At 47.8% G+C, this 24,911-nt stretch carries 22 protein-coding genes and 1 other RNA gene; 13 read left to right on the forward strand and 10 right to left on the reverse strand.

Translation table 11 applies throughout. The features are described from left to right. Window positions 1–180 precede the first annotated feature (180 nt). Entirely contained in the window at window positions 181–1,401 is a 1,221-nt protein-coding gene (locus tag KIU71_RS02075) for an alpha/beta hydrolase (RefSeq protein ID WP_214129497.1), read from the forward strand. Window positions 1,402–2,089: 688 nt separating this feature from the next. Beyond that, on the forward strand, window positions 2,090–2,212 hold the full coding sequence (tnpA, locus tag KIU71_RS18090) for an IS66 family insertion sequence element accessory protein TnpA (protein WP_390881758.1): 123 nt from the start codon (window positions 2,090–2,092) through the stop codon (window positions 2,210–2,212). On the opposite strand, the gene KIU71_RS02080 is transcribed toward tnpA, so the two are convergent. From KIU71_RS02080 to KIU71_RS02090, 3 genes are all read right to left on the reverse strand, one after another. Continuing rightward, a complete protein-coding gene (locus tag KIU71_RS02080) occupies window positions 2,163–2,450 on the reverse strand; it encodes a hypothetical protein (RefSeq protein ID WP_214129498.1) in 288 nt (95 codons plus the stop codon). The two genes, tnpA and KIU71_RS02080, sit on opposite strands and share 50 nt — an antisense overlap. Window positions 2,451–2,710: 260 nt before the next feature. After that, window positions 2,711–3,076: RNase P RNA component class A (gene rnpB / locus KIU71_RS02085), an RNA gene on the reverse strand. A gap of 65 nt (window positions 3,077–3,141) precedes the next feature. Beyond that, window positions 3,142–3,495, reverse strand: a complete 354-nt coding sequence (locus KIU71_RS02090; RefSeq protein WP_214129499.1) for a DUF1428 domain-containing protein — start codon at window positions 3,493–3,495, stop codon at window positions 3,142–3,144. 275 nt (window positions 3,496–3,770) lie between these two features. On the opposite strand from KIU71_RS02090, the gene KIU71_RS02095 reads away from it, so the two are divergent. Next, the gene (locus KIU71_RS02095; protein WP_214129500.1) at window positions 3,771–5,177 is read left to right on the forward strand and encodes a cytochrome P450; all 1,407 of its coding nucleotides are present in this window, start codon (window positions 3,771–3,773) and stop codon (window positions 5,175–5,177) included. Between the two features lie 78 nt (window positions 5,178–5,255). Here the strand turns inward: KIU71_RS02095 and KIU71_RS02100 are convergent, their stop codons facing one another. Then, window positions 5,256–5,978 carry a YebC/PmpR family DNA-binding transcriptional regulator gene (locus KIU71_RS02100; protein WP_214129501.1) on the reverse strand — a complete coding sequence of 241 codons (723 nt, stop codon included), beginning with the start codon at window positions 5,976–5,978 and terminating at the stop codon, window positions 5,256–5,258. Between the two features lie 122 nt (window positions 5,979–6,100). Beyond that, a complete protein-coding gene (gene zapE / locus KIU71_RS02105) occupies window positions 6,101–7,198 on the reverse strand; it encodes a cell division protein ZapE (protein WP_214129502.1) in 1,098 nt (365 codons plus the stop codon). Between the two features lie 200 nt (window positions 7,199–7,398). On the opposite strand from zapE, the gene KIU71_RS02110 reads away from it, so the two are divergent. The 5 genes from KIU71_RS02110 (at window position 7,399) to KIU71_RS02130 (ending at window position 12,079) form a co-directional block, all read left to right on the forward strand. Then, window positions 7,399–7,842, forward strand: a complete 444-nt coding sequence (locus KIU71_RS02110) for a ZapG family protein (RefSeq protein WP_214129503.1) — start codon at window positions 7,399–7,401, stop codon at window positions 7,840–7,842. A gap of 65 nt (window positions 7,843–7,907) precedes the next feature. Continuing rightward, entirely contained in the window at window positions 7,908–9,275 is a 1,368-nt protein-coding gene (locus KIU71_RS02115; RefSeq protein WP_214129504.1) for a DegQ family serine endoprotease, read from the forward strand. A gap of 300 nt (window positions 9,276–9,575) precedes the next feature. Further along, window positions 9,576–10,655, forward strand: coding sequence for a trypsin-like peptidase domain-containing protein (locus KIU71_RS02120; protein ID WP_214129505.1), 1,080 nt, complete (start codon window positions 9,576–9,578; stop codon window positions 10,653–10,655). A gap of 88 nt (window positions 10,656–10,743) precedes the next feature. Further along, entirely contained in the window at window positions 10,744–11,286 is a 543-nt protein-coding gene (locus tag KIU71_RS02125) for an RNA polymerase sigma factor (RefSeq protein ID WP_214129506.1), read from the forward strand. Further along, the gene (locus KIU71_RS02130; RefSeq protein ID WP_214129507.1) at window positions 11,276–12,079 is read left to right on the forward strand and encodes a hypothetical protein; all 804 of its coding nucleotides are present in this window, start codon (window positions 11,276–11,278) and stop codon (window positions 12,077–12,079) included. Before KIU71_RS02125 ends, KIU71_RS02130 begins: the two co-directional genes overlap by 11 nt. On the opposite strand, the gene mdoH is transcribed toward KIU71_RS02130, so the two are convergent. From mdoH to KIU71_RS02150, 4 genes are all read right to left on the reverse strand, one after another. Beyond that, the gene (gene mdoH / locus KIU71_RS02135) at window positions 12,080–14,176 is read right to left on the reverse strand and encodes a glucans biosynthesis glucosyltransferase MdoH (RefSeq protein WP_214129508.1); all 2,097 of its coding nucleotides are present in this window, start codon (window positions 14,174–14,176) and stop codon (window positions 12,080–12,082) included. It lies immediately after the preceding gene. Continuing rightward, window positions 14,164–15,735 carry a glucan biosynthesis protein gene (locus tag KIU71_RS02140; protein WP_214129509.1) on the reverse strand — a complete coding sequence of 524 codons (1,572 nt, stop codon included), beginning with the start codon at window positions 15,733–15,735 and terminating at the stop codon, window positions 14,164–14,166. The genes mdoH and KIU71_RS02140 overlap by 13 nt, the downstream gene beginning before the upstream one ends. Window positions 15,736–16,004: 269 nt before the next feature. Next, window positions 16,005–17,840, reverse strand: a complete 1,836-nt coding sequence (gene typA / locus KIU71_RS02145) for a translational GTPase TypA (RefSeq protein WP_214129510.1) — start codon at window positions 17,838–17,840, stop codon at window positions 16,005–16,007. A 307-nt stretch (window positions 17,841–18,147) separates the two neighbouring features. Then, window positions 18,148–18,333, reverse strand: a complete 186-nt coding sequence (locus KIU71_RS02150; RefSeq protein ID WP_214129511.1) for a hypothetical protein — start codon at window positions 18,331–18,333, stop codon at window positions 18,148–18,150. 34 nt (window positions 18,334–18,367) lie between these two features. Between KIU71_RS02150 and glnA the strand changes: the two genes are divergently transcribed. The 5 genes from glnA to mgtE all read left to right on the forward strand — a co-directional run bounded on the left by glnA (window position 18,368) and on the right by mgtE (window position 24,442). After that, window positions 18,368–19,777 (forward strand): glutamate--ammonia ligase, encoded by a 1,410-nt coding sequence (gene glnA, locus KIU71_RS02155; protein ID WP_214129512.1) that lies wholly within the window; start codon window positions 18,368–18,370, stop codon window positions 19,775–19,777. Between the two features lie 67 nt (window positions 19,778–19,844). Beyond that, complete coding sequence (locus KIU71_RS02160; protein ID WP_214129513.1) at window positions 19,845–20,381, forward strand: DUF4124 domain-containing protein; 537 nt, start codon at window positions 19,845–19,847, stop codon at window positions 20,379–20,381. 119 nt (window positions 20,382–20,500) lie between these two features. Then, window positions 20,501–21,568: a nitrogen regulation protein NR(II) gene (gene glnL, locus KIU71_RS02165; RefSeq protein WP_214129514.1), complete on the forward strand. Its 1,068-nt coding sequence runs from the start codon at window positions 20,501–20,503 to the stop codon at window positions 21,566–21,568. Between the two features lie 36 nt (window positions 21,569–21,604). Continuing rightward, window positions 21,605–23,017: a nitrogen regulation protein NR(I) gene (glnG, locus tag KIU71_RS02170; RefSeq protein ID WP_214129515.1), complete on the forward strand. Its 1,413-nt coding sequence runs from the start codon at window positions 21,605–21,607 to the stop codon at window positions 23,015–23,017. A 66-nt stretch (window positions 23,018–23,083) separates the two neighbouring features. Then, window positions 23,084–24,442, forward strand: coding sequence for a magnesium transporter (mgtE, locus tag KIU71_RS02175; RefSeq protein ID WP_214129516.1), 1,359 nt, complete (start codon window positions 23,084–23,086; stop codon window positions 24,440–24,442). Window positions 24,443–24,507: 65 nt separating this feature from the next. Here the strand turns inward: mgtE and KIU71_RS02180 are convergent, their stop codons facing one another. Beyond that, complete coding sequence (locus tag KIU71_RS02180; RefSeq protein WP_214129716.1) at window positions 24,508–24,909, reverse strand: ClpXP protease specificity-enhancing factor; 402 nt, start codon at window positions 24,907–24,909, stop codon at window positions 24,508–24,510. Window positions 24,910–24,911: the final 2 nt, after the last annotated feature.

Genomic DNA, 24,911 nt, shown 5'->3' on the forward strand with positions numbered 1-24,911 from the left:
GGGATTTGAACAATCTTGCGACCGCTACCCTGAAACTTTTGCGAAGAGCAAATGATTGATTAAGATAATGTAAGTCTCTTAAGTAAATTATATGTTAAGATACAAAACTTAAAATTGCATTATTATCAGTAAAAATACTATTATAGACGAACACCGATTCATCAACCAAAGGTTAGAACATTGAAATTATTAAAAATTTGTCGGGGGCTTTTAGCTTCTTTTATAAGCGTTTTATTTATAGCGCACTCCTACGCGTCATCAATGCCAGAATTCAGTGCAATGCCTGTTACAGTGAAGACCAAACAATTTGAAGGTGAAGATTTAGACTACTATGAAAAAATGAAGGAACAGTCTAACAGCTATTTTGCTTCGCAGCTGTCAGCTAGTCCTGATATGGTAGATGGGGCATTACTGCACCCTAAACTTCAATTTCACTTAGAAAAATACTCAAGAGGTGATGAAGTAACAGATTACGGATCTTTGCTTTCAAATCCCGAGTCAGCTAACGCCCTTCGAGCCGGCGTCGACGCAAATTGGGCAGGAAGAACACTTGAAAGTAAGCCAATGAAAAAGATCACTGAGCAAACCGTAGAAAAAGACGGAGCTATTACAACGATACGTTTTTACTACCCGGATTCTTATTCTAAAGATTCCCCGATTCCTATAATTCTTTACTTCCACGGCGGAGGGTGGTTGTTTGGGAGCCTCGATTCTCATCACCCTTTTTACAAACTGCTAGCCAATAATGCAAACGTGGTGGTAGCGGCAGCAAGCTATCGATTGGCGCCTCAATTTAGTTATCCAGCAGCACATAAAGACGCATATTTAGCGTACGAGTTTGTAGTGGAACATGCGAATAAAATTGGCGTATATCCTAATAAAATTGCCGTTGGTGGTGACAGTGCTGGTGGAAATCTTGCAGCGTCAATTGCCGTTTACTCGATTCAAAACGGACTTAAACGACCTGATTTTATGCTGTTATACTACCCTTCTGTGGATATACATAGGAGTGAAGATTTTTATGAATCGGGCGATCTTTTTGCAACCGGATTTGGGTTGGACAGGCCGTTTGCAGATGTAGTACTTGCTGAATACTACCCAGACAAGACGCTGAGAAAAGATGTTTTAGCCTCTCCAATACTGTTTAAAGACAAGGCGAAAATGCCGCCCGCGATAATCAGCGTTGGTGGTTTTGATATTTTGCGTGACCAGGCTTCTCTTTATGCTAAACAATTGAGAGAGGCCGGAGTAGACGTAGACTATATGTTGTATCCAGATCTTGTGCATAGCTTCCAACAACATTCATTTGCGGTAGACAGCGCAAGAAAAGCAACACTAGAAACTATCTCTTTATTTGGAAAACGAATCAGAGAAACAAAAGGCGTTCAAACAGACCACTAAAATTTGCATTTGTTTGAACTTATTACTTCATTAAAGTAGAAAAGAGTGCGGTATAAATTACTACCGTCACTTCTTTTAACTCCATGGCCAGGCTTTATCTTATGCACAATCGCGATAACGCCTTGGTTTAATTTTTTTGTAACGCTAATGCCTGTTTGCTCAACACTCGCCTATGGCTTTTACTAAATCTTTGTGGTGCTTCTTGGTCATGTCTACGGAAAAACAGTGCCGTTTTTATATTGGTGTTTAGACTCAAAAATAACAGTTTAGAAAGGTTATATAGAGTAATTTTTTCAACACTTCACTCAATGATGGATAAAATAATATCCATTTGGCCTTTTCGGATGAATTTTACCTTACTGTGAAAAATAGCGAGTGCGGGTGTTCATCATCGCCAGTATATGCAACCGAAGCCGTAAAACGTCAGTTGATAGAAACTGCAACGTTTGAAATTGGCACTATTGGAGTGATAAAGGGCACTACCGCAAAAGGCTCACTCTGGACTTCCCAGACTTTACTAGACACTAATGCAGTTACAATGTAACTTCAAGAAATAGGTGTTTATGAGCAAAGGCGAACGACATACCCAAGAGTTTAAAGTTGAAGCGTAAGCGTCTAGTAAACCACATATTCCCAAGCTAAGTCCAAACCGCCAATATAATGCCTCAATTATTAACACGAGGTCCTTATGAAAAAGAAACGCCGAACCAAAGCCGAATGGCTCCGCATTTTTGACAAGCAACAAAAAAGTGGACTGACTATCAAAGACTTTTGCGAGCGCCACGGTATTCATTTGCAAACATTTTATTAAACATAAAATCTTCATAACTTTGAACACTCACAGGTTGGTGAACTTTTTCGCTGGAATAATACTCAGGAGGCACATGCGAGTAACTATGGTGCTTTGACACTTGGGCGTTATGATACTTCCTATAATCGCTTACAGACTTTTCGTGTTCTTTGCTATCTAAATCCAAGACTGCTTTTGCAATATTAAGAATACGTTCTTTGGTTTTATCTACTAGTTCAGTTAGCTCTGACTTACTCATTAATCTAATTCCTCCAATCCTTGAGCTTTCCCTAATAACTTCTGAAATTACTGCTAATGCATCTTCGAATCTACTCGTTTCCAAAGTGACTCTTATGAAGCCTGCATTTGTGCGAGCATTAAAATAGTAGACGCTTCCTCGAAGGATTGTATAGGGAACTTTGTTTTTGTGTGCAATTTTGTGTGCCATTTGCTACACACAACTAACAACTTTGGCGCGAAGAAAAGCTAACCCACTGAATTTAATGGGTTAACCTAAAATTGACGAGCCAGCCGATAAGCCGGGTTCTGTTCGCTATTGCTAGCGCGACAATCATTCCTCTAGGCCAATAATCACTCATTGGCTCAAGCAACCTACCCGATCCCGATGCGGGCCGCAAAATGGGATCCTATTTGGTCTTGCTCCGGGTGGAGTTTACCTTGCCACACACTGTTACCAGCGGCGCGGTGCGCTCTTACCGCACCCTTTCACCCTTACCGGTGCAATACATTGCACTTAGGCGGTCTTCTCTCTGCTGCACTTGTCGTCGGCTCACGCCGCCCAGACGTTATCTGGCACCCTGCCCTGTGGAGCCCGGACTTTCCTCCCTCTTACCGAAATAAGACGGCGATTGTCTGGCTGGCTCGGTAGCGAGTTTACGCGCATCATCCGCGTCTGACAATCAATAGTCGCGAGATCAGTGACATCGTCGCTATGCCTCCTGAATAAGGTTAAACCCACCGTAAATGAGACGCTTGCCATCGAAAGGCATCGGATTGTGGCCTGACGTCATTCGTTCATCTTCAAACACTTTCTGCATGCCAACATCACGGATCGCTTTTGACGGCCATTCTACCCATGAAAACACAATGGACTCATCATCCTGTTTCAAAACCGCTTTTGGAAATGACGTGACTTCACCTTCCGGCACATCATCTTCCCAACACTCAACGACACGGGAAGCCCCATGCTCACGAAAAACGACAGCAGCGACTTTCGCATGCTGTAAATACTGCTGCTTATTCGCTTTTGGCACCGCAGCAACAAACCCATCGACATAAGACATTTGCTTTATTCCTTTGAATTGAAATTTAGTATTTATGCTGCATCAATTGCAGCGTTCGAGGTTCGTTATTCACTATAGACCAGTGCGCATTGAAGGGTGTAAAAATGAGAAAACTGGCACGCATTTTTACAGCTCAAAGCAACAAATCTCCCAACCAACTGCGCGTAATCAACAGCTTATCGGTTTCGGTGAGCTTTATGCATGTGAGTTTTCTATCAGCAATGCCCATGCTTTACGCTGCTTCGTGGGCAATGAATCGGATAGGAATCTACACTATGACTGCAATCCCCAAAGCCCATTGGTTTGACCAAACGTTATCGCTGCTGCGTGAAGGCAATGAATTTATCAGTCATCAATGTAAGCGGTTAGGCTCAGATGTTTTTCAGACCAGGCTATTGCTTAAAAAGACAATATGCCTTCGCGGGCGAGAGGCCGCTGAGATATTTTATGATAACGACAAATTTATTCGGCACGGCGCTGCGCCCAGTCGGTTGCAACGCACGTTAACCGGGAAAGAAGGCGTACAAGGTTTAGACGGCCAGGCGCATCAGCATCGCAAAGCCATGTTTATGTCGTTGATGTCCTCTGAGCGCATTGCTGATTTAACTGATATTTTTCAAGCCCACTGGATTGAAAATGCCAAACAATGGCCACAGCAAGAATCGGTGAGCCTATACAATGAAGTCAATCACATTTGCTTTTTAGCTGCCGCTCAATGGAGCGGGATTGACCTGTCCACAGTGAACGCGCACAAACAAACGGAGAACATGGTGGCGATGATCGAATCGCCAGCCTCCATCGGCCCCTCGCATGTAAAAGGGATCATTGCCAGACAGCGTGCCGAGCGTTGGGCGCAGAAATTAATACAAGACTCCAGAGACAATGCTACGAATAGCGATAAACACTGCGCTCTGCATGTGTTTGCGCATTATCGATCACCGAACGGCAGCCTTATTGATGCCAAAGCGGCGGCGGTTGACCTGTTAAATATCATCCGGCCTATCGTAGCCATTGGTCGTTACGTGTGTTTTTGTGCCTTTGCCCTGCACAAGCACCCGGAATATCACAGCACGTTGGCCAACGGTAGTGATGACGACATTCATCATTTTGTGCAGGAAGTAAGACGTTACTATCCTTATTTTCCGTTTGCGGCGGCCAAGGTTGCACGAGACTTCACTTGGCAAGGATACCGATTTGAGCAAGGCACCCGAGTGTTATTGGATCTTTATGGCACTAACCGGGCTCCCGGTATGTGGCGTCAAGCCGATGAATTTAATCCAGAGCGCTTTGCGAAAAGAGAAAATGATGCTTTTGCATTGATCCCACAAGGCGGAGGCTTCTACGACAAACATCACCGCTGTGCTGGAGAGTGGATAACGCTCGCACTGATGGAAAGCGCTGTGCGTTTCTTGACGTCATCAATGACTTACAGGGCTGTTAACAGCCACGTGTCGATTGACCTGACAGCGATGCCAACCTTACCCGACGATGGCTTTTTAATGACAGCCGTAAAACTGACGAAGGATGCCGATAAACGGTGGCAGAATAGCAAAATCATGCGAGATTATGGCACCGACAGTCAATCCGCTGATGCGGCCGACTTTTCAGTTGCCGGTGAGGAAGATCCGGGCGCAGCGCTTGAGGCGTTCGTTGAGAGTGAACGCACACATCCTCATGTCTAGGCGACTATACGCCGATGTACCGATTCTAAAGACAAAAATGCCCTCAAGAACCGAGGGCATTGTGGAGCGTGTGAATGTCTATTCAGGCACAATCGCGTTGTGATAAACGTCTTGTACGTCGTCGCAATCTTCGAGCATAGTCATAAATTTCTCAAACATCGGCTTGTCGTCTTCGCTGATCTCAACGTGAGTCTGCGGTACAAATGACATTTCTTCAGTGTCGAAATTTATATCTGGGTAAGCTTCCGTTAAGGCGGTTTTCACCTGATAAAATTCAGTGTGTGGGGCGAACACACTGATCATGCCGTCTTCGCATTCCACATCAGTCACATCAACATCAGCCTCCATCAACACTTCAAGGATCGCATCTTCATCATCACCGGCAAACTGAAAAATCGCTTGGTGATCGAACATATGTGATACTGCGCCCTGCGCGCCTAAATTCGATTTTGTTTTGGTAAAACAGTTTCTTACGTCAGTGATGGTGCGGTTAGCATTGTCTGACAAGCAATCTACGATCACCATGCAGTTACCCGGGCCAAACCCTTCATAGCGCATCGGCACGAAATCTTCGCCAGCACCACCGACCGCTTTGTCGATCGCTTTTTCAATCACATGGCCGGGCACCTGATCTTTTTTAGCTTTGTCCATCAAGCGGCGAAGCGACAGATTGGCATCCGGATCCGGGCCACCATTTTTAGCACAGACGTAAATCTCTTTACCGTACTTTGAATACACTTTTGTCTTTACGCCAGCCGTTTTGGCCATGGCGTTTTTTCTTACTTCAAATGCTCTTCCCATCGTAATCTCTTATGGTTATTGTGAAACGGCCACAACGCAATACGCATCGAAACCAGCAGGGACTGCAATCCCTACTATTTAATAAGTTAATTCTACCCAGTTTAACAGGCGCTGAATAGCCGCTATGCTAAATGCTGCTTAGCCAGGTATTCGCGTGACTGCATTTCCTGTAACCGGCTTAAGCAACGTTTAAACTCAAAGGCTAAGCGACCTTGAGTATACAGTGCCTCCATGGCAACCTCAGCAGAGATGATTAATTTCACATGACGTTCGTAAAATTCATCAACCATAGCGATAAATCGCCGAGCAATATCATCGTTCTCCTGGCCCATCTGTTTGACATTAGCGACTAGCACAGAATGATAAATACGGCTTATTTCAATGTAGTCTGATTGGCTACGTGGCCCGTCGCACAGCGCCTTGAATTCTAACATAACCACACCATCAGCTTCGTGGATCACGGGGATTTTTCGGCCTGCAATCATGATATTACAGTCGTTTCGGCCTGCCTCTGGCGCTAGCTGACTGAAATACTTGTGTAAATTTTCGTTTGCCTCGGCATCCAACGGATGATGATAAATTTCGGCCTGCTCCAACGTGCGCAAACGATAGTCAACACCGCTGTCGACGTTCACAACGCGTGTGTTTTGGTTGATCAGTTCGATAGCGGGCAGAAAGCGTGCCCGTTGTAGACCGTTTCGATACAGCTCATCAGGTATGATATTGGACGTTGCTACCAGCACAATGCCGTGCGCAAACAAGTTCTCAAACAACGTACCCAAAATCATGGCATCGGTAATATCAGAAACGAAAAACTCGTCGAAACAGATAACCCGCGTTTCTTTGGCCAACTTTTCAGCAATGGTTTTCAGCGGATCTGATTGACCCGAAAGCTGCTTGAGTTCTTGATGTACACGGTGCATAAATCGGTGAAAGTGGACACGCAATTTATCATCAAAAGGTAAGCACTCGTAAAACGTATCAACCAAATACGTTTTTCCGCGCCCCACGCCTCCCCAGAAATACAAGCCTTGAATGGAGGGCTTTGTCATGCCCAAACCAAATTTCGATTTCAGCTTAATGCGCCACGTGATTTTTCTATTTGGCTGAGTTAATTCATCGTATAAACGCTGAAGCTCCAGCACCGCCTTTTCCTGTGCAGCGTCATACTGAAAGTCGGGTTGAGTTAAGTCTTGCTGATATTTTTCGAGAGGCGTCATACGCTGTAAGAATTCCTCAGTTTTCAAAATGCGAACTTGAAAATACGCGTAATCGCCCCACATCAGGGGGCGAAGTGATTCGTTATGATACTCAGGAATACGCGCAAATGCGATGATGGTTTGTGCCGCAGAACAAAAATCAACAGACCCTGCGCATTTGATATAAACTTTAATTAGATAAAAACCGTCGTGGAGACTTTATGGACATACTCATCGCCATTGGGCTTGTAGTGGTAGGCCTGATTATTGGCTTTTTCAGCGCGCAATTTATGCATGCCCGCCGTGACGGCCAAAATGCAGCACAGAAAACCGCCGCACAGAATGTCAAAGCTGTGATGACGCAGCAGGCCGAACATCATGTGTTTCAAACCAAGCAAACTATTGAAGGCTTGGAGCACCAATTAAGCGCATTACGTAACCAAATTGAGGATTACGAATCACATCTGCAAACAAAAGAGCCGCAGGAAGACGAGGAAAAACTGTCTTTCTTTGGTGAGCAAACCACGGCGATGCTGCGTAACGCGTATAAAACCAAGCAGCAAAAGCAGGAAAGCTCAGAACAACAGCCACGAGATTTTGCAAATTCAGGCTCTGGGTTGTTCGTCGACACGAAAGACCGTTCTGCCGAACGAACGAAATCCTAAGCTGAACTATTTCCCTGTAAAACAGTCAGTTTTTGCGTAGTGAATGAATAGGAGTCTACACCTAAATGAGTAAACAATTACGGTATCTACTTGCAGTTTTGAGTGTATCCATGGCTGCGGTGGCAGTGAGTTCGCCCGCGTTCTCAGCGCTACCTTTTTTCAATAGTGATAAAAAAAGTGAAGTACCTTCGCTGGCACCTATGCTGGAGAAAGCGACGCCTGCGGTGGTGAGTATCGCCGTTGAGGGCACACAAACTTCGCGTCAGGAAATTCCTGAAATGTTTCGTTACTTCTTTGGTGCCCCGAATGAGCAGGTGCAAGAGCGCCCGTTCCGCGGTTTAGGCTCTGGTGTCATCATTGACGCTGACAAAGGCTATGTTGTGACTAACAACCATGTGGTAGATAACGCCGATAAGGTGATGGTGAAGTTAACCGATGGTCGAGAATTCGAAGCGAAGAAACTCGGCTCTGATCCGCAAAGCGATATTGCCTTGCTGCAAATCGACGGTGAGAACTTATCGGCCTTGCCTCTAGCTAATTCAGATGAACTGCGAGTTGGTGACTTCACTGTTGCCATTGGTAATCCATTTGGCCTGAGCCAAACCGTTACATCGGGGATTGTTAGCGCATTAGGTCGGTCCGGCCTTAACATTGGTGGCTATGAAGACTTTATTCAAACCGATGCTGCGATCAACCGTGGTAATTCGGGTGGCGCTTTGGTCAATCTCCACGGTGAGCTCATTGGTATCAATACCGCGATTTTCGGACCAGGCGGTGGCAATGTAGGTATCGGCTTTGCTATTCCGAGTAATATGATGAAAAGTTTAGTGGATCAGATCGTTGAATTCGGCGAAGTCCGTCGCGGTCTGTTGGGTATCCTTGGCAGCAATATTGACGCAGGACTGGCTGAAGCCATGGAGTCTAACGTCAATAAGGGTGCATTTATCAACGAAGTCACTCCCGACTCAGCTGCCGAAAAGGCCGATTTGCAACCTGGCGACATTATCGTGGCGTTAAATGGTCGTTCGTTGAACAGCTTTGAGGAGCTGCGAGCCAAAGTGGCAAGCTTGGGCGCAGGCACTGAAATTGAATTGACGATTATTCGCAAAGGCGAAGAGATTAAGAAAATGGTCACACTGGGTGATGCTGAAGCCAGCGTGGCAAGTGCGAAAGATATCCATCCTGCCTTGGAAGGTGCAACTCTGTCCAATGGTCAGGATAATGCAGGTAACCGTGGGATTGAGGTGACAGAATTGGCCCCACGCAGCCCGGCTGCTCGGATTGGTTTGCAAAAAGATGACGTTATCGTGGGTGTTAACCGACAGCGTGTAACCACCGTCACAGAATTTGGTAACGTGATTTCAGACGCCAAAGGAGTGATTGCACTCAATGTTAAGCGCGGTAATTCGACCCTTTATCTCGTGATCCGTTAACAGGGTTCCCACCTCAATGCACTAAGGCAGCTTCGGCTGCCTTTTTTTATGACGGCGCTATTCTCGTTAAATTTAGTGAATTATCAGGCAGATGCCCCTGAACTGACTATAATTAGCAGCGGTTAATTGCTATTCTACCGACAGCCCGTTAGACCTCGCTTTACGCTTGGCAGCACGCGTTTGGCTGCGCACACTTGGCGCGGGACCATGGCAACGAGCAACAGGTCCGAATGGGAAAATGCGTATTCTTCACGGTACGGCAGCAAAGGTTAATAACGATAAGAGAGTTTAACTGCCTTCATGTCAATCAAACAGATTGTATCTTTTGTGTTTCGCTCCGTGCTGCTTGGCTGCATCGTGGCAGCACTGATTTTGTTGTTCGTTCCCGACTTGCGCGTAGGCAATGGATTTGGCAAACATTTCTTCGACAATTCTCCACGCAGTGCTATTAACCGCCTGAGTTACTACGATGCTCTGAGTGTGTCGGCGCCTGCTGTAGTGAATATCTACAGCGTCAGTATTGAAAATACGAGCAGCCTGTTTAATCCCGCCCGGTCGCGTGAACGAACCAGTTTGGGCTCGGGTGTGGTCATGACGGAAACAGGGTACATTTTAACCTGTTATCACGTGGTTAACGACGCCGATAGTATCAATGTACAGTTGCAGGATGGCCGCTTTTTAGAAGCTCAAATGGTCGGTTTTGATGTGTTCACCGATTTGGCAGTACTTAAGGTCAATGCGGATAATTTGCACGTTATGCCGCAACTGGAAGATACACAAACACGCGTGGGCGATTTAGTGATGGCCATCGGTAATCCCTACGATTTGGGTCAGACCATTACTCACGGTATTGTCAGTAAGACCGGACGTAATGGTTTAGCCAACTTTGTTGACTTTGTGCAAACGGATGCCGTACTCAACCAAGGCAATTCTGGCGGCGCTTTGGTCGACAGCGATGGCTATTTAATTGGTATCACCAACGCGAGTTTTTTAGTTCGCGACAACCGCCGGCGAGTGCGAGCTGTCGACGGCGTAAACTTTGCCATACCTTATGAACTGGCTATTCGCGTTATGAACCAGATTATTGCCACCGGCAAAGTCACTCGCGGCCAATTGGGCTTTAATGGCAGCGAGTTCTACAATCGCAGCGGTATTGTTGTGACTGGCGTGCAACCTGGTAGCCCTGCCGATACCGGTGGCTTGCAGGTCAATGACTTACTGGTGGCGATTGATGGCGAACCCGTTGAAAGCGCGCCGAAAGCGCTCGATCTCATCGCCGAAACACCACCGGGTACAATCATGACCCTAGAAGTGATGCGCGGTGATAATCAACGCATGACATTGCAAGTGGTTGTGGGCGAACTCAGCAACCCGCAATAAACCAGAGCGCGTTGACCTTCGAAAAATTTTTGTAATAAAAAGCTCACTCACAGCGTTAGTCTTATGAACGCAAAACGGGAGAGCTACATTGTCGCAATTACATCAACAGGCAGAGATCGCCAAACTCGCTGAGCGCTATGGGAAACAGGTATTCCATAGTGCTTATCGGTTACTTGGTGATACCCATCTAGCCGAAGACATTACCCAAGATGTCTTTATCAAACTCTTTTCCATGTCGAGCCGCAAGTTCAATGCGATGTCGCACTGGCCGGGTTATTTGAAGAGTATGTCTATTTCTACTGCCATAGACTTACTCAGGAAGCAGCAAAGGCGTGGCGAAATGGAGTGGGAGGAAGTTGCCGATCAGCAAGGCAGTACTCAGCATGAGCCTTTTCATCGCACGCAGACCGCACAGGAACTGACCAACTTTCGTTGTGCGCTGAGTGCGTTAAAAACGCGCGACGCAGAGATATTTTGCCTGCGCCATATCGAAGGTTACTCCTATCAGGAGATTGCCGAACTGCACAATCTTACCACCAATGCCGTGGGTGTTACGTTAAACAGAGCGCAATCAACACTCTCTGCGCGACTCGGCGAACGTGAATTATCAGGAGAACACTATGCAAGTTGAACAACCGTTAAATCCTAACCTTCAATCCCCCATCGACGCGACGCTTGCGTTGCAGCCTTCTGCATCACAAGATCACGAAATGCAGCAAAGGCTACAGGCACGAATTGCACAACATTCCGTGGCTGAAAAAAATACAGGGTGGCATTGGGGCTTTCCCGTCTGGGCGACCGCAGCCTCACTAGCGCTTGTGGCCGTGCTGTCAGTCGGTATTCTGTTATCCAGCAGTGTCACTGCGCCTGCATTTGCCAGTGTAGTGCAATCGCTATCGAACATTTCAACCATGACGTATCGCGGCACCATTGAGTCAAACGGCGCACCGTTAATGCGTTTGGAGGTATTCTACCGAGCACCGTCTAATGTCCGCATAGAGAACACGCCCTTGGTGGGCGAAGGAGCGCAAAACCCGATCATTAATATTCTGGATGTTGAACAAGGTAAAGGTGTGATCGTTATGCCGCAGGGGGACATGAGGATGCCTTTTGATTTCACGCCAAATAAAAACGTTCATGCAACGCCCGATCAAGACCCACTAAACTGGTTTCACACTGTGACACAGTATCAGGGCGACGTTGCCGTGTTGCCAACAAAAACGCTTGATGGTGTTAATGTGGCCGGTTACGAAATCCAAGAATCAGGTATGACAATCACCTTGTGGGTAGACACTGACTCTCAACTGCCGGTCAATGTTCGTGTTGAAATGGATGAGAGTGTTCAAGGACAGTCGCCGTTTATACTCGACGCCGACCTGACCTTTAATCGAACATTATCCGATGAACTGTTTGACTTGACCTAGTTAAGCGCTCTGCGCCTTCCCAGCAAGGCCCTGAAACAGCTGACGGTCTGACAAGATCGTCAGCTTTTCATCGTTGTTTAACCAACTCAACGCCTCTTCACTGGTGTCAGCATCATCAATCTTCGCACAAGCGCTTAAATAGTGAATGTGAGGTTCGCCGCGCGGCGCTGGAGGAAGTTTCGAAGCTAATGAAAAATGCGCACGCTGTTGCGCTTCATCCTGTAACAAAGTGCGTATATTGACTGACGCTATCATCTGAGCCAATGACTTGCCGTAGCGCTCTCGCAATTGCATCTCTGTGCACTCAGTTACATCTTCTGGAATATTGAGGATCCCCAATGATTTCAACCCTGATGCGAACCTCTTGCTGCCACTCAGCCCCGCCAATGGTATCGCGAGGATCAACCCGGCCAGCGTGGGTGATAGCCATATGAGCAGCGCGGGCGAGTAATAATACAGTAAGCCGGTAGTTGCCACGCCAATAGCCGTGTGCCATACATGTTGTCGGCACACAAGCTTCCACGGAATACCGCGGGACTGGCGCTGCTGTGTTGCCCACCCAGAGTCTCGTCCCCGGAAAATATCGAATACATGCTTGCAATGGATCAGCATGAAAATTGGCGCGTACAACACTGAAAAGAAAATTTCGACCAGCGTGCTCAGTGTCATTCTGATCACGCCTAGGGGTTTGCGTAGTGGGCGATGAAAGAATGCACGTAATAATCCTAGCACCTTAGGCACTAACAATACGCCCATGGTCATAATAAACAATTCGATCATGCGCTCTGAATCGAACAGAGGCCAGTTTGGAATTAACGTCATTTGATCAGAAAAGTATTCCACATCAACGTAGTGGATCTGCACAGACATGGCGATGCCCACCACAATCAAGGCCAGCCAGAACGGCGATGCCATGTAGCCCATGACCCCTGTCAGCATGTGAAAACGGTTAGGCCAGCGCAACCCTCTCGCCTTTAACACCGCTAAATGTTGAATATTACCCTGAGCCCAGCGCCGATCCCGCACTGCAACATCCGATAAACTTGGCGGGCTTTCTTCCCACGAGCCTTTAACATCAGGCAGCATGGTCACCGACCAACCTGCACGGCGCATGAGTGCTGCTTCGACGAAGTCGTGCGACAAAATATCACCCTTAAATGGCTTCACACCGCCCAAGGTCGGCAATCCTGCTGACTCAGCAAAGGCGCTAACGCGAATGATGGCATTATGCCCCCAGTAATTGCCGTCATTGCCCTGCCATGCTGATATTCCACGCGCCACGATTGGCCCGTACACAGAACCCGCAAACTGCTGCAAGCGGGCAAAGAGCGTGTCGCCACGATACAAACAGGGCAAAGTTTGGATGATCCCGCTGTTGGGATCATGCGCCATTTCCGCGACCAGCGTGTTTAGCGTATCAGCTGACAGTAAACTGTCTGCGTCAAGCACAATCATATAGTCGTACCGCCCGCCCCAGCGCGTAACAAACTCATGTACATTGCCGGCTTTTTTGGCACGATTATCATGTCGGCGTCGGTACCACACATTGATTTTACCCTGCAGCGACTGGCGCAAATGATCAACCGCCGCAGTCTCTTTAACCCACACATCAGGATTGCGTGAATCAGAGATGATGAACAATTCGAATTGCTCACCCAGTCCTTTGTCATGCAGCGCCATGCCCATGCTATAAAGTGCCGCGCACGTTTCGCTGGGATCTTCATTGTACACCGGCATCAGCAGCACGGTGCGAGTGTCGGAAATATCCATGTCGCTATTGCCGCGTGATTTTTTCGAGAGCAACAATCCGGAAACGGCGCCGCAGGCAGCCAATGCTATCCATACAAACGTGAGTCCAAACAAGCCGACCATGACCCATTGCAGGAAAGTCACGTTGCCTTCAGACACAATCAATATCATTTGATAACAAGCGAATGCAGTCAGTAGCGTCGCGCCACCAAAGGTGATTAAGCGCGCCAAAAAAGCTTTGAATCCCTGCCCGGCATATTTCACAGCCGGTTTTTGAGAAAAGTCCTGTGCAGGCATTGCCATCGGGACTTCTGGCGGTGTCGCCAAGGTTTTGTTTAACGCGTCCATCGGTATAACCACGTTTCGCCCCACGGCCTATCATTGACTGTCAGCGCGACGCGCAGTTCGGCGAGATCCTCATCCCCTGGCGCAAAGTTGACAACCACTCGCAACCGCCCCGTCTCTTCCACAACCTTATTGATGTGACCGGTGATCTGGCCGCTGCTCGTTGATGCACTTACGTTAACGTCTGAGGGCAACTCATCTGCGGCATAGTCAATGACAAAGCTGCGTTGATTCTCAGTCCCCAGGGTTTTCCCTGCGGCGGTGCTAACAATTTTGCCGGGATAAGCACCCAGCGGTGCCTGGCTGCCGAAATGCAGCGTGTAGCTAAACGGGTACGGCTGCCCTTGTCGCATCGCTCGTTTTGGTTGCCAAAAAGCAACAATGTTATCGTGAATTTCTTCGCGCGTGGGGATCTCGATAAGTTCAACGTGCCCTTCGCCCCAATCCCCTTTAGGCGTTACCCAGGCAGAAGGCCTCAAATGATAGCGCGCTTCAATGTCATCAAAATCTTGGAATGAACGTTTACGTTGCATCAAACCAAAGCCGCGGGGGTTACTGTCCACAAACGCAGACACCTGCAGACGTTGCGGATTCGCTAGAGAACGCCAGATACGCTCACCGTTAGATTTTACCATCAGCAGTCCATCACTATCATGCACAGCGGGGCGAAAATCGTCGAATCGAGATGAATCCAGAGGGCTAAGCAAAAACATGGATGTAAGCGGCGCAATACCAAAATGCGGGATGTCAGTACGCGGGTAAATCACGCTGTCGACGTCAACACGCGTATGCTCACCCGGTGTCGCGCTAAAGGTAAATGCGCCCGTAGCTGAGCGGCTTTGCATCAACGCATGAACGACTAATCGCTCAGCCCCTTCTCGAGGTCTCTCTATCCAAAAGTCTGTAAACTCTGGAAATTCCTCGCCTTTGGGTTTGGCCGTATTGATGGCGAGCCCGCGTGCAGATAGTCCATACCAATTCGTTTGCCCAACGGCGCGAAAATAAGTTCCGCCCTGAAAAACCAAAAATTCATCCCACTTGGTGTCGGTATTGATGGGATGAGTCACACTGAAGCCTGAGTATCCTTCCACATCAGTCTGCTTAACCGCAGTTAAGTCATTGTCATAGTTAAAGATATCGGTTGTGTATAGGATGCGGCGAGACACACCGCCTACAACAAGATTTAAGTTAACCGGTGTCTTGAACAGAAAACCCGGGTGCAGCGGCGTCACCCGAAAATTTCGGTCTTCGCGTCGCCAAATGGTCGCACCGCGTTCAAATTGTATGCGTTTGTAGTCGTCATAACTGAGTTGACCCAGGGGACTTTCATCGTCGATACGACGCACTTGATAGGGCTGCTCTGCCAATGCCTGCGCCCGATCTTCAAGCCAAGCGCGGCTAAACTCATGCGTCGGCCGTTCAGGCTTTTCAGCTTGCTCTGACGAAATCGGCGACGGCGCGGGCTCAGCTTCTGCAGGCGGTTTCTCTTGCGCTGACAGCGTGGCAAATCCACCCCATGTGATTAAACTTAAACAAAAAATGAAGAGCAACTTAGCGTTCAAACGAAATTTCCTTGTGATCTATGCAATCGCTCGAGGGAGCAACTGCTGGGCACGTTACCAGAATTGCGGAGTTGCACGCTGCAGGTTGCGCGCCAACATTTACTATTCATGGGTGAACAGACGTAATACTTTTTAATTCAAGTGTTTGCGGGGTTTTTGGGCGAGTGATTGGCGGTTTAGTCGGGTAAACCGGAGAATGCCATGGAAATATTTACACGATCAAAAAAGGCCAGCGTTATACGCTAGCCTTTTAAGCACTCAGGAAGCTTTTACGCTTTATCTTTGCTGCGCGATGCGCGCTTACGTTCGTTTTCCGTTAACAGTTTCTTACGAATACGAATACTCTTAGGCGTTACTTCAACAAGTTCGTCGTCATCAATAAACTCAAGTGCTTGCTCCAGTGTCATAATAACAGGTGGAACCAAGGTTTGTGCTTCATCCGTTCCCGACGCACGCACGTTAGTCAATTGCTTGCCTTTAAGGGCATTGACGGTGAGATCATTATCACGGCTGTGAATACCGATGATCATACCCTCGTAGACTTCAACGCCATGGCCGATAAACAAGCGCCCACGCTCCTGAAGGTTAAACAGCGCGTTGGTTAACGCTTTACCCGGCGCATTCGCAATTAGAACGCCGTTTTTACGCTGACCAATATTACCGCCTTTGTGCGGACCGTAATGGTCAAACGTGTGATACAGCAAACCTGAACCCGAAGTGAGTGTCATAAACTCTGTTTGGAAACCAATCAAGCCACGGCTCGGAATAATGAAGTCTAGACGCACCCGGCCTTTACCGTCTGGTGACATATCTTTCATTTCCGCTTTCCGAATACCCAATTGCTCCATAATAGAACCCTGGTCTTCTTCTTCGCAGTCAATGGTTAAGGTTTCAAAGGGTTCATGAGTAACGCCATCGACGTCCTTCAAGATTACTTCTGGACGCGATACCGCCAATTCATAGCCTTCGCGGCGCATGTTCTCAATTAAGATACCTAAGTGTAATTCACCACGGCCTGAGACACGGAATTTATCTGGATCTTCGGTTTCTTCAACACGTAACGCCACGTTGTGAACCAACTCGGCGTGTAACCGCTCAAGAATGTTACGCGAGGTAACAAACTTACCCTCTTTACCTGAAAACGGTGAAGTATTGACCTGAAACGTCATGGTAACTGTGGGTTCATCAACCGACAGTGCAGGCAGTGCTTCAACCTGTGAAACATCACAAATGGTATCAGAAATTTTCAGCTCTCCAAGACCGGTAACAGCGATGATATCGCCGGCTGAAGCGCTATCAACATCATGACGCTCAAGACCCATGTAGCCTAGGATAGAGCCAATTTTACCATTGCGTTTTTTGCCATCTGCGCCCACGATAGTGACTTGCTGGTTTAGCTTCGCACTACCACGTCTGATCCGGCCCACACCAATAACGCCTTTATAGCTATTATAGTCGAGCTGCGAAATTTGCATTTGAAACGCGCCGTTAGGATCTGCCGCGGGCGGCTCTACTTTGTCCACGATAGTTTGAAACAGCGCAGTCATGTCATCAGCTTTGGTGTCGGAATCCATTGACGCCCAGCCATTCAACGCTGATGCATAAACAACCTGAAAATCCAGTTGCTCATCTGTTGCGCCCAAATTATCAAACAAATCAAAAACTTGATCCATTACCCAATCCGGGCGTGCGCCGGGCTTGTCAATTTTGTTAATGACAACAATCGGCTTCAAACCTTGTGCAAAGGCTTTTTGCGTTACAAAGCGTGTTTGTGGCATCGGGCCTTCTTGGGCATCAACCAACAATAAAACACTATCAGCCATCGACATAACACGTTCTACTTCGCCACCGAAATCGGCGTGTCCCGGAGTGTCCACGATGTTGATACGATAATCATTCCAATTGATCGCCGTGTTCTTGGCTAATATCGTTATGCCACGCTCTTTCTCTATATCGTTAGAGTCCATAACGCGCTCTTGCGCTGGGCCCCGCCCTTCGAGCGTGCCCGACTGCTGTAGAAGCTTATCTACGAGAGTCGTTTTACCGTGGTCAACGTGTGCGATAATCGCAATGTTGCGTAACTTACTGATGTCTGTTTTATTCATAGCTCAAATGCCAAAGGGGGCGGTTCTGAAACGATTTGTTGAAAAATGCCAGATTAGCGCACGAATTCAAATGGTTCGTTGATTACCAAAATTTAAAGTGCGCGGATTGTACAGATTTCTTTCTGGCATTGCGACGATCATTTAATCGCTTACCCGCAAAAATCTCGACCCTCGAAGAAATGTCTTACGCAATTCAAGACCTTAACTTAATTAACGCCATTGACAAATAAGCGCGGCGCAACCACTCTATCGAAGTCAACATGGAGTCTTGCAAGGCTGTAAAGCTTACGTGAGCTGTGTAAACAGGTCACTGATGGTTAAACGTACGCGAGGCAGATGCGACGTCAGTCAGCCCGATTGCATCATTGCGGTGCAATAAAGCACCATAACGGTGCGTAAGGGTGGATTTGGCGCGCCCATGCTGCCAACTTTTGCTACCTGCAAGCGTGATCGTGAGTGGCATGATAATCGCTTCACCGTTAAATAACGACACTACGTTTTTAAATATGCCTAACCTGGAGGACACGATGTCAGTAGAAAAGGCCCTAGAACTTATTAAAGACAGCGAAGCAAAATTCGTTGACTTACGTTTCACTGATACAAAAGGAAAGGAGCAGCACGTCTCTATTCCTACACATCAAATCGATGAAGAGTTTTTCGAAGAAGGTAAAATGTTCGACGGTTCTTCTATTGCAGGTTGGAAAGGCATCAACGAGTCAGATATGGTGCTAATGCCTGATGCATCAACCGTTGTACTTGACCCCTTTTCTGAAGAAGTTCAAGTTAACGTTCGCTGCGACATCTTAGAGCCGTCGACGATGCAGGGCTACGAACGCGACCCACGTTCAGTTGCGCGCCGCGCAGAAGAGTATCTTAAGTCTACTGGCATTGGTGATGAAGTCTACTTTGGTCCAGAGCCAGAGTTCTTCCTCTTTGATGATGTTAAATTCCATACCGATATGGGTGGGTCATTCTTCAAAATCGATTCTGAAGAAGCTAAGTGGAATTCAGGTGCTGATTTCGAAGGGGGTAACCTTGCCCACCGTCCCGGTGTGAAAGGCGGCTATTTCCCAGTACCTCCCGTTGATTCAGCGCATGACACGCGTGCAGCGATGTGTCTTGTCATGGAAGAAATGGGCTTAACGGTTGAAGCGCATCACCATGAAGTTGCCACGGCCGGTCAGAACGAAATCGCGTGCTTATTTAATACCTTAGTGAAAAAAGCCGACGAAATTCAGATATACAAGTATGTTGTACACAATGTGGCAAACGCGTACGGTCAAACAGCGACCTTTATGCCTAAGCCATTAGTGGGCGACAACGGCTCAGGCATGCACTGCCACCAATCAATCAGCAAAAACGGCAAAAACGTGTTTGCTGGTGATAAATATGCGGGCTTGTCTGAAGAAGCGTTGTACTACATTGGCGGCATTATTAAGCACGCCCGTGCAATCAACGCATTCACTAACGCGTCGACTAACTCTTACAAGCGCTTAGTACCTGGTTTCGAAGCGCCCGTCATGTTGGCTTATTCAGCGCGTAACCGTTCAGCATCGATTCGTATTCCTTACGTGAACAGCGAAAAAGCGCGTCGTATTGAAGTGCGTTTCCCTGATCCAACAGCTAACCCCTACCTTGCGTTCACCGCGATGTTGATGGCGGGTCTAGATGGGATCAAAAACAAGATCCACCCCGGCGATGCTATGGATAAAGACTTGTACGACCTGCCAGCTGAAGAAGCAGCGGAGATCCCACAAGTGTGTAATTCACTAGAGCAAGCGCTAGAAGAACTCAGCAACGACCGCGACTTCCTGAAGCAAGGTGGCGTAATGAGTGACGATATGATTGATGCGTATATCGCATTGAAATACGAAGAAGTGTTATTGCTGAAAATGTCGACTCACCCAGTAGAGTTTGACCTGTACTACAGCGTATAAACTTATCGCAATTTATACCAAGCCCGCTTCATGCGGGCTTTTTTATTTGCACAGGAGCCACTACACTATGCTCATGAAACGCTACCAACGCCTCACTACCGCTTTACTTATCGCCGCAAGTTCGCTTAGTGGCTCGGGTACTGTATTAGCGCAATCCGTTTATAAAGTTGTTGCAGAAGATGGCAGCGTTACCTACACCGATGCTCCGGTGAGCGGCAGTACGCCAGTCGATCTTGGCCGCATCAACACGGCCGAGCCTTTATCCACAGGTCCTGTGGTAGTTCCTGCCCCGGTAAATGACAAGCAAATTCAATATGATGTTGTGATTGTTTCACCGAAACCAGAAGCGACACTACGCAATAACCTTGGCGAGTTTACCGTAGTTGCAAATGCAACCCCTAAACCCGCTGGAGCCTATCAGTTGATGCTTGACGGTAAAGCGGTCGCGGCCAATAGTCAGGGCGTATTTAAGCTAACCGGTATCAATCGCGGAGCACATCAGCTCCAAGTGAACATCGTTAATAATACAGGCAAGATCCTTGCATCGTCTCCCTCGCAGACGGTCTATCTTCACCAAGCCTCTGCACTGATCAACAGCAATTAGGGCATTGTGGGCTGTGCGTAATCAGCACAGACAGTGAATTGCGAAACACATCACTGCACGCTACACTGCATAGCACCATTTTGGTGCAGTCTATTTTTGTGCAACCTGGGTAATCTACTGTGACAATCGACATTGCGCCAATTACTGATAATTTAAATACTGCCATTATTGTCGTCGATCAGCAATTTAACATCACCTTTTGTAATTTTTCTGCGCAGCGCATTTTCGAACGTAGTCTGAACCAGCTTATTGGTAGCAGCCTACGTGAGCATTTTGTCGACGACATCGTCAATCAAGAACGCTTGGCGAAAGCGCTGCACGCCGGTGAAGAGTTTACTGAAAATGAAGTGCAGTTGCATTTTCGTGACAAGCGCTACGTGCTGGTCGATTTTACCGTCACAGGATTTCCACTGGATGCTCAACCGCACTTGATCTTTGAAGTGCGTCGCATTGACAAGCAAAAGCGCATCAGCCAGGAAAACCTTCAACATGCCCAACAGAACGCCGCAAAGGAACTGATACGAGGCCTTGCCCATGAGATTAAAAATCCTTTGGGCGGTATCCGCGGTGCTGCACAGCTGCTAGGTAAAACTCTCTACGATGTTGAGCTGACAGAATACACTGCGATGATCATCGAGCAGGCAGACCGATTACGTAACTTGGTTGACCGACTGCTGGGCCCAAATACACTGCCCAGATTTCGCGTTTGCAATCTACACCAGTCGTTGGAGCAAGTGCGTACGCTGATCAATGCAGACCTGCATTTTCCGGTGACGATTAACCGTGACTACGACCCCAGTATACCGGATATGAACATCGATCCTGACATGATCCAACAGGCCGTTATCAATATTGTCAAAAATGCCCAGCAGGCACTGCGTGACGCTCGTGTTAAAGAGCCGGTTATTACACTAGTGACACGAATCGAGCGGCAAATGATGATCCACGGCAAGCGATGCCCTTTGAGTGCGCAAATAAAAATTATCGACAACGGTCCAGGCATTCCGACAGAGGTTCGCGATACGTTGTTTTATCCCATGGTTAGCAGTAAGCAGGACGGTAGCGGTCTAGGCTTATCTATCTCACAAACGTTAATTGATCATCACGGTGGAAAAATCGAAGTGGACTCTCACCCAGGCCACACGGAATTTACCCTATATATTCCCATTAAACATGAACCTGAATGATGGTAGACCGTCATTGAGCAGCAAGGAAACACGAACATGACAGCGAATGAAGCCGTATGGATTGTAGATGATGACAGTTCGATCCGCTGGGTACTGCAGAAAGCACTGCAGGCCGCCAGTATCCAGTGCCAACCGTTTTCTAATCCCGAAGATGTGTTGTTGCAGCTTGATGCAGGGCAAGCCCCTCAGGTTATTATTTCTGATATAAAAATGCCACAAATGGACGGTATGGCTTTATTGGAGCGCGTGCATGATCGCTACGCTGAATTGCCCGTGATTATTATGACAGCACACTCTGATCTCGACAGTGCGGTGAATGCCTATCAAAGCGGTGCCTTCGAATATTTGCCCAAACCTTTCGATATTGATGAAGCCATTGCATTGGTGCGCAGAGCACTGATCCATGCACAAGAACACAGCCGCAATTTTGCCGCGATTGATGACAAAGCAGGGTCTGAGATCATTGGAGAAGCACCGGCCATGCAGGAGGTGTTTAGAGCCATTGGGCGTTTGTCGCGCTCGTCTATCAGTGTGTTAATCAACGGCCAATCGGGTACAGGTAAAGAATTAGTCGCGCACGCACTGCATAAGCACAGCCCGCGCGCTGCGCAACCTTTTATCGCGCTGAACATGGCCGCCATCCCTGCGGATTTGATTGAATCAGAACTTTTTGGGCATGAAAAAGGCGCATTTACGGGGGCGCAGACCGCGCGACAAGGTCGTTTCGAACAAGCGAATGGAGGCACGTTGTTTCTCGATGAAATCGGCGATATGCCGCTCGACGTGCAAACGCGCTTACTGCGCGTTTTAGCGGATGGGCAGTTTTACCGCGTTGGTGGGCACCAGTCAGTGCGTGTTGATGTGCGCATCATTGCTGCAACGCATCAGAACCTCGAAGAGCGTGTTCAGGACGGTAAATTCAGAGAAGACTTGTTTCATCGATTGAACGTCATACGGGTGCACATTCCCTCACTCAATGAACGCCGGGAAGACATTCCGCTACTGGCGCAACATTTTCTCATGAGGGCATCAAAGGAGCTTGATGTAGAGCCTAAACAGCTCAGCCGAGCAACTGAAAAAGTGATGATGTCACTGTCATGGCCGGGCAATGTTCGTCAACTTGAGAATGTCTGCCGCTGGTTAACCGTTATGGCGAGTGGGCAAGAAATTCTGCCCTCTGATCTGCCTCCTGAAATTCAGCAAGATACGCGTAAGCCAAAGCAGCAACACGAAGGGAGCTGGGAATTGATGCTGGCGCAATGGGCAGAAAAACAGCTACACAATGGGCAGCAGAACATATTGAATGACGCGCTGTACGTGTTTGAAAAAACGCTTCTGACCCAAGCGTTGCAATTTACACATGGGCATAAACAGGACGCAGCCAAGCGACTAGGTTGGGGGCGCAACACACTGACGCGTAAGTTGAAAGATTTAGACATGAACGACTAGCGGCCCTGAGCAAATGTGCGGTAACCTACCGCTACCGCATTCATACCACGTCACACCACGGAATTTATGGCCGAAGCCTTAGAGTCAAATCACACACGTACTCAAACCAGCGAAATAAACGCTGCGATGGCAAGTGGTCGTTTTGTGACGGTGCGGCGCATGCTGCATACCCTTCCGCCCTCAGATGTTGCGTTGATTTTAGAGTCCAGTCCAAAGAAAACCCGCAATGAGTTGTGGGAATTGCTGGATAATGATGCCCATTCAGATGTTATAGAAGAACTGTCTGAAGAAGTCCGAAACGGCATTATCACACAAATGCCCGCGACAAATGTGGTTGATGTATTGGGTCAAATGGATACGGATGATCTGGCTGAGACGCTAAGTTCATTGCCGGAGGAGATCCTCGCATCGCTGTTAACGTCAATGGACGCGCAAGATCGATTCCGAGCCGAGCAAGCCATGTCTTATGGCGAAGAAACGGCCGGCTTCATCATGAACACCGACACCATTACCTTGCGTTCAGACGTGAGTATCGACGTGGTGTTGCGCTATTTGCGTTTACGCAGCAAGGTGCCAGAAGATTCCGATACCTTTTATGTGGTGAATCGGAATGACAAACTGATTGGCAGCATTCCCGTCATTCGGCTGTTGACTGAGCCCGCACATGCTTTGGTTGGTGACGTGATGGATGATGAGCCAGAAGCCATCCCTGTCGATATGAATGATGGTGAAGTTGCCAGCCTGTTTGAGCGCTACAACTGGTTGTCTGCGCCGGTGGTTGATGAAAAACATCGTCTCGTTGGTCGCATTACTATTGATGATGTCGTTGACATCATTCGAGAAGATGCAGAGCACTCGATGATGAGTATGGCGGGTTTAGATGACGAAGAAGATACCTTTGCGCCGGTTTTACAAAGTACCCGCAGACGCTCAGTCTGGCTTGGCGTCAACCTTGCCACTGCGCTATTGGCTGCCGCGGTTAGTGATATGTTTGAAGCAACCTTGAGCCAACTTGCTGTACTTGCAATCCTTAATACGATTGTGCCAAGCATGGGTGGTGTTGCTGGCAATCAAACGCTGACATTAGTTATCCGCGGTATGGCGCTTGGCCACGTTAACGAAGAGAATTCTCGCTGGTTGATCAGTAAAGAGCTGGCAATCGGCTTCTTTAATGGGATTATTTGGGCTGTGTTGATTGCGGCTGTTATCGCCATTTGGAAACAGGATTATATGCTGGGCGTGATCATCGCGTTTGCGATGATGGCAAATATGATAGCGGCCGCTTTGTCTGGCGCGACCTTACCGCTCATCATGAAACGTCTCAAGATTGACCCAGCGCTTGCGGGCAGTGTGATATTAACCACCATCACAGATGTGGTTGGCATCTTTGCCTTTCTAGGCACAGCAACGCTATTTTTGGTGTAAACACTAAGCAAAAGAAAACCCGCTGGTTTAGCGGGTTTAACAAACCTTAACAGCTTTAAAAAGCCCTACTTCACCACTTTTAACGTCGGTTTTGACTTCGCTTTGGCGGGGGCCTTCGCTTTTGGTTCTGCCGTTGTTGTTTCTGTGTTACCTAATTCGCTCTCAGTCGCGAATACGGTACCAGCGCCATTTTCACGCGCATAAATAGCAATGATCGCGTAACAGGGCATATATAATCGCTGAGGCTGCCCCCCAAAACGCGCTTGGAAACTAAGGTGCTCGTAATCCAACTCAAAGTGAACACAAGCACTGGGAGACACATTCAAAACGATCTGACCGTCTTTCACAAACTGCTGTGGTACTTGCACACCGTCCAACGTCGCATCAACGACGATGTAAGGTGTGAGTTCATTATCTACTATCCAATCGTAAAACGCTTTGAGCAGGTACGGTTGGTTAGATGTCATTG

The organism is Alteromonas oceanisediminis (assembly GCF_018474025.1).
In the GTDB taxonomy this organism is placed as follows: Bacteria; Pseudomonadota; Gammaproteobacteria; order Enterobacterales; family Alteromonadaceae; genus Alteromonas_E; species Alteromonas_E oceanisediminis.

Coding starts and splice junctions, on each gene's coding strand:
- mdoH (WP_214129508.1), bottom strand. CDS start 14,176: ATGGACGCGTTAAACAAAACCTTGGCGACACCGCCAGAAGTCCCGATG.
- KIU71_RS02110 (WP_214129503.1), top strand. CDS start 7,399: ATGGACATACTCATCGCCATTGGGCTTGTAGTGGTAGGCCTGATTATT.
- KIU71_RS02090 (WP_214129499.1), bottom strand. CDS start 3,495: ATGTCTTATGTCGATGGGTTTGTTGCTGCGGTGCCAAAAGCGAATAAG.
- KIU71_RS02180 (WP_214129716.1), bottom strand. CDS start 24,909: ATGACATCTAACCAACCGTACCTGCTCAAAGCGTTTTACGATTGGATA.
- mgtE (WP_214129516.1), top strand. CDS start 23,084: ATGGCCGAAGCCTTAGAGTCAAATCACACACGTACTCAAACCAGCGAA.
- KIU71_RS02130 (WP_214129507.1), top strand. CDS start 11,276: ATGCAAGTTGAACAACCGTTAAATCCTAACCTTCAATCCCCCATCGAC.
- KIU71_RS02080 (WP_214129498.1), bottom strand. CDS start 2,450: ATGAGTAAGTCAGAGCTAACTGAACTAGTAGATAAAACCAAAGAACGT.
- KIU71_RS02095 (WP_214129500.1), top strand. CDS start 3,771: ATGACTGCAATCCCCAAAGCCCATTGGTTTGACCAAACGTTATCGCTG.
- typA (WP_214129510.1), bottom strand. CDS start 17,840: ATGAATAAAACAGACATCAGTAAGTTACGCAACATTGCGATTATCGCA.
- glnG (WP_214129515.1), top strand. CDS start 21,605: ATGACAGCGAATGAAGCCGTATGGATTGTAGATGATGACAGTTCGATC.
- glnA (WP_214129512.1), top strand. CDS start 18,368: ATGTCAGTAGAAAAGGCCCTAGAACTTATTAAAGACAGCGAAGCAAAA.
- KIU71_RS02120 (WP_214129505.1), top strand. CDS start 9,576: ATGTCAATCAAACAGATTGTATCTTTTGTGTTTCGCTCCGTGCTGCTT.
- KIU71_RS02100 (WP_214129501.1), bottom strand. CDS start 5,978: ATGGGAAGAGCATTTGAAGTAAGAAAAAACGCCATGGCCAAAACGGCT.
- tnpA (WP_390881758.1), top strand. CDS start 2,090: ATGAAAAAGAAACGCCGAACCAAAGCCGAATGGCTCCGCATTTTTGAC.
- KIU71_RS02115 (WP_214129504.1), top strand. CDS start 7,908: ATGAGTAAACAATTACGGTATCTACTTGCAGTTTTGAGTGTATCCATG.
- KIU71_RS02160 (WP_214129513.1), top strand. CDS start 19,845: ATGCTCATGAAACGCTACCAACGCCTCACTACCGCTTTACTTATCGCC.
- zapE (WP_214129502.1), bottom strand. CDS start 7,198: ATGACGCCTCTCGAAAAATATCAGCAAGACTTAACTCAACCCGACTTT.